The organism is Micromonospora sp. KC207 (genome assembly GCF_004348615.1).
Lineage (GTDB): Bacteria > Actinomycetota > Actinomycetes > Mycobacteriales > Micromonosporaceae > Micromonospora.
This window is the reverse complement of the sequence record NZ_SMKJ01000342.1, coordinates 1-6617: the sequence shown is the minus strand read 5'-3', so window position 1 is coordinate 6617 and position 6617 is coordinate 1. Positions and strand designations below refer to the sequence as shown.

Annotated in this window: 7 protein-coding genes; 4 read left to right on the top strand and 3 right to left on the bottom strand. The window is 72.1% G+C overall.

The features are described from left to right. Together cydB and E1258_RS28540 are read right to left on the bottom strand one after the other, a co-directional pair. A partial coding sequence (gene cydB / locus E1258_RS28545; RefSeq protein ID WP_132406584.1) for a cytochrome d ubiquinol oxidase subunit II occupies window positions 1–802 on the bottom strand: 802 nt, incomplete at its 3' end. Window positions 803–816: 14 nt separating this feature from the next. Beyond that, a complete protein-coding gene (locus E1258_RS28540; RefSeq protein ID WP_207919784.1) occupies window positions 817–2223 on the bottom strand; it encodes a cytochrome ubiquinol oxidase subunit I in 1407 nt (468 codons plus the stop codon). Between the two features lie 194 nt (window positions 2224–2417). Between E1258_RS28540 and E1258_RS28535 the strand changes: the two genes are divergently transcribed. The 4 genes from E1258_RS28535 to E1258_RS28520 all read left to right on the top strand — a co-directional run bounded on the left by E1258_RS28535 (window position 2418) and on the right by E1258_RS28520 (window position 6236). Beyond that, window positions 2418–3188, top strand: a complete 771-nt coding sequence (locus E1258_RS28535; protein WP_132406580.1) for a 1-acyl-sn-glycerol-3-phosphate acyltransferase — start codon at window positions 2418–2420, stop codon at window positions 3186–3188. 90 nt (window positions 3189–3278) lie between these two features. Then, on the top strand, window positions 3279–4046 hold the full coding sequence (locus E1258_RS28530) for a glycerophosphodiester phosphodiesterase (protein ID WP_132406578.1): 768 nt from the start codon (window positions 3279–3281) through the stop codon (window positions 4044–4046). A gap of 18 nt (window positions 4047–4064) precedes the next feature. Then, complete coding sequence (locus tag E1258_RS28525; RefSeq protein ID WP_132406576.1) at window positions 4065–5456, top strand: MFS transporter; 1392 nt, start codon at window positions 4065–4067, stop codon at window positions 5454–5456. A gap of 60 nt (window positions 5457–5516) precedes the next feature. Beyond that, entirely contained in the window at window positions 5517–6236 is a 720-nt protein-coding gene (locus tag E1258_RS28520) for a thymidine kinase (RefSeq protein ID WP_036371738.1), read from the top strand. Between the two features lie 6 nt (window positions 6237–6242). Here the strand turns inward: E1258_RS28520 and E1258_RS28515 are convergent. Next, the coding region (locus E1258_RS28515) for a hypothetical protein (RefSeq protein WP_132406574.1) at window positions 6243–6617 on the bottom strand (375 nt) is incomplete at its 5' end.

Genomic DNA, 6617 nt, shown 5'->3' with positions numbered 1-6617 from the left:
GGGCGGCGAAGAGGGTGGCCACGGCCAGGGCGATGGCTACGGCGGTGCCGGTGAACGCCCAGCCTTCGCGGCGGGCGCGGGCGGCGGCGAGGCCGGCGAGTAGGGCGATGGCGGCGCCGGCGGCGAGGGCGATGGCGGCGGTGCTGGAGCGGATGGTCAGGGTCCAGGTGAGGAACGCGACGGCGAGGGCCGCGGTGGCGGTGCCGAGGCGTACTGCGAGGGTGCGGGCGCGGTGGCGGATGTCGCCGACGGTCTTGAGGGCGATGAACGTGGCGCCGTGGGTGAGGAAGAGGGTGGCGGTGGTGGCGCCGCCGAGCAGGGCGTAGGGGTTGAGCAGGTTGACCAGGCCGCCGACGTATTCGTGGTCGGCGTCGAGGGGGACGCCGCGCAGGATGTTGGCGAAGGCGACGCCCCACAGGGCGGCGGGGATGAGGGAGCCGAGGAAGATGGCGGTGTCCCAGCGGCGTTTCCAGGTGGCTTCGGGGCGTTTGTGGCGGTATTCGAAGGCAACGCCGCGGGCGATGAGGGCGAGCAGGATGAGTAGGAGCGGCAGGTAGAAGCCGGAGAAGAGGGTGGCGTACCACTCGGGGAAGGCGGCGAACATGGCGCCGGCGGCGGTGATGAGCCAGACCTCGTTGCCGTCCCAGACGGGGCCGATGGTGTTGATCAGGACGCGGCGTTCGCGGTCGTCGCGGCCGAGGGCGGGCAGGAGCATGCCGACGCCGAAATCGAAGCCTTCGAGGATGAAGTAGCCGGTGAAGAGCACGGCGACGAGGAGAAACCAGATGGTTGTCAGTTCCATGGTGGGGCTCCGGGTCAGTAGGCGAAGGCGAGCGGGCGTTCGGCGTCGTCGGTGGGTTCTGGGTCCGGGGTGAGGTCGGGTACGCCGGTGCGGGCGTAGCGGACGAGGAGTTTGAACTCGACGATCGCGAGGGTGGCGTAGATGAGGGTGAAGGCGGTGAAGGAGGTGAGGACTTCGGTGAGGGAGACGGTGCGGGAGACGCCGTTGCGGGTGAGCATTTCGCCGAAGACGATCCAGGGTTGGCGGCCCATCTCGGTGAAGATCCAGCCGAAGGAGTTGGCGAGCAGGGGCAGGGCGGGCATGGTGAGGCCGGCGCGTAGCAGCCAGCGGCTGGTGGGGGTGCGGCCCTTGCGGTGGCTCCAGAGCACGAGCAGGGCGATGGCGGCGGCGGCGAGGCCGAAGCCGATCATGAAGCGGAAGCTCCAGTAGGTGACGGGGATGATCGGGGTGTAGTTGCCGGGGCCGTACTGGTTGGCGTACTGGGCTTGGAGGTCGTTGATGCCGTGGACGGTGCCGTTGGGGTCGCCGGTGCCGAGGTAGGACAGCAGGTAGGGGATCTTGATGGCGAACACTTCGCGGCTGCCGTCGAGGCTGCCGATGGTGAGCACGGAGAAGGGGGCGGGGCTTTCGGTGGTGTAGAGGCCTTCGGCGGCGGCCATCTTCATCGGCTGCACCTGGGTCATGATCTTGCCTTGGATGTCGCCGGTGAGCAGGACGAGCGCGGTGGAGATCAGGACGACCCAGGAGCCGAATTTCGTGGCGAAGCGGTAGGCGCCGGTGTCGGCGCTGTCGCGGTTGCGGATGACGTGGTAGAGGCCGACGGCGACGATGAGGGAGCCGGCGACGAGGAACGATCCGGCGAGGGTGTGCGGGAAGGTGATGAGGGCGACCTTGTTGGTGAGCACGGCGAGGAAGTCGGTGAGTTCGGCGCGGCCGGTGGCGGGGTTGACGCGGTAGCCGACGGGGTTCTGCATGAACGAGTTCGCGGCGAGGATGAAGTAGGCGGACAGGTTGGTGCCGATGGCTGCGGCCCAGATGGCGGCCAGGTGCAGGCGTTCGGGCAGTCGGTCCCAGCCGAAGATCCACAGGCCGATGAAGGTGGATTCGAGGAAGAACGCCACCAGGGCCTCGATCGCGAGGGGGGCGCCGAAGACGTCGCCGACGAAGCGGGAGTAGTCGCTCCAGTTCATGCCGAACTGGAATTCCTGGACGATGCCGGTGACGACGCCCATGGCGAAGTTGATGAGGAAGAGTTTGCCGTAGAACTTGGTGAGTTTGAGGTAGCGCTGGTCGCCGGTGCGATGCCAGATGGTCTGGAGGATGGCGACGAGCACGGACAGGCCGATGGTCAGCGGCACGAACAGGAAGTGGTAGACGGTGGTGACACCGAACTGCCAGCGGGCGACGTCCAACGCGTCCACCTGGAACCCCCAGCCTTTCATACTACGAGACGTAGTAAATACTACTCGGCGTCGTAGAGGTGCCGGCAGGTGCGGGGGTCCCGACCAGGCCCGGAATCAATGACCTTGATCACCCGGGCCCTGCGTCGGTCACGTCCGGTCCCCCACCCGGCCGGGCCACGGCCCTGGCGTGGCCGTGCGACCATCGACCGCTGATGGACACGCCCACCGCCTCCTGGCAGCCGCCCCTGATCTGGCGCGGCGCCCAACTGTTGGCCCGCGCCGTCGTCGGCGCCCTGGCCCGCCTCGAGGTCTCCGGCGACGTGCCCGACGGGCTGCGCCGGGGGCCGCTGATTCTGGCCGCCAACCACCTCAGCCCCTTCGACCCCGTGGTTCTGGCCGCCGCGTGCCGTGCCCGGGGCGTCGCCCCCCGCATCATGGCCACCGGCGGGCTGTTCCGCGCCCCGCTGCTCGGCGCCGCCATGCGCCGCGCCGGGCACATCCGGGTCGACCGAGGCACCGCCGCCGTGCACCGGGCCCTGGACGACGCCGCCGGGGCCGTCGCCGCCGGGTCGGTGATCCTGGTCTACCCGGAGGGCCGCATCGGCCTGGACCCCGGCCTGTGGCCCGAGCGCGGCAAGACCGGGACCGCGCGGCTCGCCCTGGCCAGCGGCGCGCCCGTGGTGCCCGTGGCCCAGTGGGGCTCGCACGAGGTGCTGCCGTACCGGGCGCCGAAGGGGATGCTGCGCGCCGTGGTCCGGGCGCTGTGGCGGCGGCCGGTGGTGCGGGTGCACTTCGGCGACCCGGTCGCGTTGACCGACGCCGACGCCGCGCCGGGCGCGGCCCGGCGGGTCACCGACCGGATCATCGACGCGATCACCGACGCCCTCGTCCCGCTGCGCCCCGACGAGCCCGACCGGCCCCGCCACGTCGACCCGGGTCGCCCCACCGACGCCTCCCGGACCCACCGCCGCCGGCTGCCGTGACCACGGGTCGGGGCGCGTTGCGGTGACCGTGCGCCGGCTGCTCGCCAACCGGTCACCCGGGCGCCACCGGGGCGCGGCATACTGCCGTGCGTGCAGCCCCGTTCCGGCTATCTCGACGCGCCCGCGCCGCTGGCGTTCGCCCACCGTGGCGGCGCGGCCCACGGCGACGAGAACACCGCCGAGGCGTTCGCCCGCGCCGTCGGCCTCGGCTACCGGTACGTCGAGACCGACGTGCACGGCACCGCCGACGGGGTCGCCGTGGTCTTCCACGACCCCACCCTGCGGCGGCTCACCGGGGAGGCGGGACGCATCGCCGACCTGCGCTGGGCCGACCTGGCGTCCGTGCGCGTCGGCGGGGCCGCCGTGGTGCCCCGCCTCGACGACGTGCTCGCCTCGTGGCCACAGGTGCGGTTCAACATCGACGTCAAGGCCGACGGCGGCATCGCGCCGACCGTCGCCGCGCTGCGTCGGGCCGGGGCCGGCGACCGGGTGCTGCTGGCCTCGTTCAGCGACACCCGGCTGGCCCGGCTGCGGGCGGCCACCGGCGGGCGGGTCGCCACCGGCCTCGGCGTGCGCGGGGTGGCCCGGCTGCGGATGGCGTCGCTGCACGGGCGGCCGGTGCGGCTGCACTCGTCGGTGGTGGCCGCGCAGGTCCCGCCCCGCTACGGCCGGCTGCCCGTGGTCGACCGCCGGTTCCTGGCGTACGCGCACCGGCTAAGGCTGCACGTGCACGTCTGGACGATCGACGAACCTGCCGAGATGCACGAGTTACTTGATCTTGGTGTGGATGGCATCATGACCGATCACGTCGGCGTGCTGCGCGACGTCTACCGCAGCCGCGGCCACTGGGCCGCCTGAGATCGGCGGAGGAACCCGATGGCCGAGACGGTCACCCCGGCGGTGGGCGCCCCACCGCCGCCCGCCAGCACCGCCCGCGAACGCCGCGGCTGGTACCTCTACGACTGGGCCAACTCGGCGTTCCCGACGACCGTCATCACCGTGTTCCTCGGCCCGTTCCTGACCACCGTCACCGAGCTGGCCGCCGGCTGCGAGCTGGGCGTCGAACGCTGCGACGGGTACGTGTACCCGCTGGGAATCCGGGTCGCCACCGGCTCCTACTACCCGTACCTGATCTCGCTGTCGGTGTTCCTCACGGTGTTCGTGCTGCCCGTGGTCGGCGCGGTCGCCGACCGGTCGGCGCACAAGAAGCGGCTGCTGGGCGCGGCGGCGTTCACCGGCGCCGGGGCGACCATCGCGATGGCGTTGGTCACCGGCGAGCGGTACCTGCTCGGCGGGGCCCTGTTCCTGGTGGCCAACATCTCCTTCGGCGCGGCCGTGGTGGTCTACAACTCGTTCCTGCCGCAGCTCGGCGGCCCCGACGAACGCGACAGCATCTCCAGCCGCGGCTGGGCCATCGGCTACCTCGGCGGCGGCCTGCTGCTGGCCGCGAACCTCGTCGCCGTGACCATGCTCAGCGAGGAGGGCAACCCGCAGCGCACCCTCGACCTGGCCCGCTGGTCGATCGTGTCGGCCGGCGTGTGGTGGGCCGTGTTCACCCTGGTGCCGCTGCGCTGGCTGCGCGAGCACCCCACCGCCGCCGCGCTGGCCGGCGGCGGCAACGTGCTCACCGACGGGTTCCGCCAGCTCGGCCGCACCCTGCGCGAGATCAAGGCGTACCCGCTGACGCTGTTGTTCCTGCTGGCCTTCCTGGTCTACAACGACGGCATCCAGACCGTGATCACCCTCGCCAGCCAGTACGGCACCGAGGAGCTGAGGCTGGGGCAGAGCACCCTGATCACCACCATCCTGCTGGTGCAGTTCCTCGCCTTCGGCGGAGCCCTGGCCCTCGGCGCGCTGGCCCGGCGCATCGGGGCGCGCAAGACCGTGCTGCTCAGCCTCGTGCTGTGGACCGGTGTGATCATCGCCGTGTTCCGGCTACCCGCCGAGGCGCCGCTGCCGTTCATGGTCCTCGGCGGGGCCATCGGCCTGGTCCTCGGCGGCAGCCAGGCGTTGAGCCGCTCGCTGTTCAGCCAGCTCATCCCCGCCGGCAAGGAGGGCGAGTACTACGGCTTCTACGAGATCAGCGACAGGGGCACCAGCTGGCTCGGCCCCCTGGCGTTCGGGCTGGTGTTCCAGCTCACCTCGTCCTACCGGGTGGGCCTGGTCTCCCTGCTGATCTTCTTCGTGGTCGGCTTCGTGCTGCTGGCCGCCGTGCCGATCCGCCGCGCCATCGTCGCCGCCGGCAACACCCCGCCCCGGGTGCTGTAGGGGCAGGGGGCACACGCACCGGGCCGATCGTCGACAGTCGATGGGCTAGGCTGCCCCGACGTGACCGACGACGCCGCTGCCGCCCCGATCTGCCTGGCCCGGCCCCTTCCGGGCCCGGACGACGACACCCGGCGTGGCTGCGCCGCCGCCCGGGGCGCCGACGGCCGGCCGCTGCACGCCGCCGCTCTGAGGTTCTTCTGGGGGCCGATGGACTGCGGGAAGTCCACGATGGCGCTACAGATGAACTACAACCACGCCCGGCAGGGCCGCCGCGGCCTGGTCACCACCCGCATCGACCGGTCCCTGGGCCCGCAGGTCACCACCCGCATCGGCCTGGCCCACGCCGCGATCGAGGTCACCGACGGCCTCGACCTGCGCGACCTGGTCCGCGACGCCTGGGCCGAGGGGGTACGCGTGGACTACCTCATCTGCGACGAGGCGTCCTTCTACAACCTCGAACACGTCGAGCAGATGGCCGACCTGGTCGACAACTTCGACGTCGACGTGTACGCCTTCGGCCTGGCCACCGACTTCCGGTCCTGCCTGTTCCCCGCCGCCCGGCGACTGTTCGAACTCGCCGATTCCGTCGCCCGCATCCAGGTCGAGGTGCTGTGCTGGTGCGGGCGCGAGGGGCTGCTCAACGCCCGCGTCGTCGACGGCCGGGTCGTCCGCGAGGGCGCGCAGGTCGTCATCGGCGACACCGTGGACACCGCCGACGTGCGCTACCAGGTGCTGTGCCGGCGGCACTACCGCGCCGGCGACCTCGGCCCCCGCGACTGAGCCACCTCAGAACGGGTCCCCGCAGATGCGCCACTGGCCGTCCTCCTCCACCATCGCCACGGTGCGCTCCTCGCCGGCGCCACCGTCGCGGGTCAGCCGCGCGCGCACCGCACCGGTCGGCCGGCCGTGGCTCGTGCGCACCGACACGTCGACGATCTCGTAGCCGGTGACGACCGGCGGGGTGCGCACCCAGCCGGCGAAACCGACCGCGCTCCACCGGGTGCGCGACTGCGCGCACAGCCGCTCGTAGGCCCGCTGCACGTCGCCCGCGGCGACCTCCCGCAGGAAGCCGTCGGCGCTGCGGCGGGCCTCGTCGCCGGCCCCGGCCAGCATCTGCACGTTCCACGCCCCCAGACCGGCCACCCCCACCAGGCACAGCCC

What these genes read in the sequence shown, in the direction of transcription:
- E1258_RS28525 (WP_132406576.1), top strand. Translation starts at nt 4,065, where the DNA reads ATGGCCGAGACGGTCACCCCGGCGGTGGGCGCCCCACCGCCGCCCGCC.
- E1258_RS28535 (WP_132406580.1), top strand. Translation starts at nt 2,418, where the DNA reads ATGGACACGCCCACCGCCTCCTGGCAGCCGCCCCTGATCTGGCGCGGC.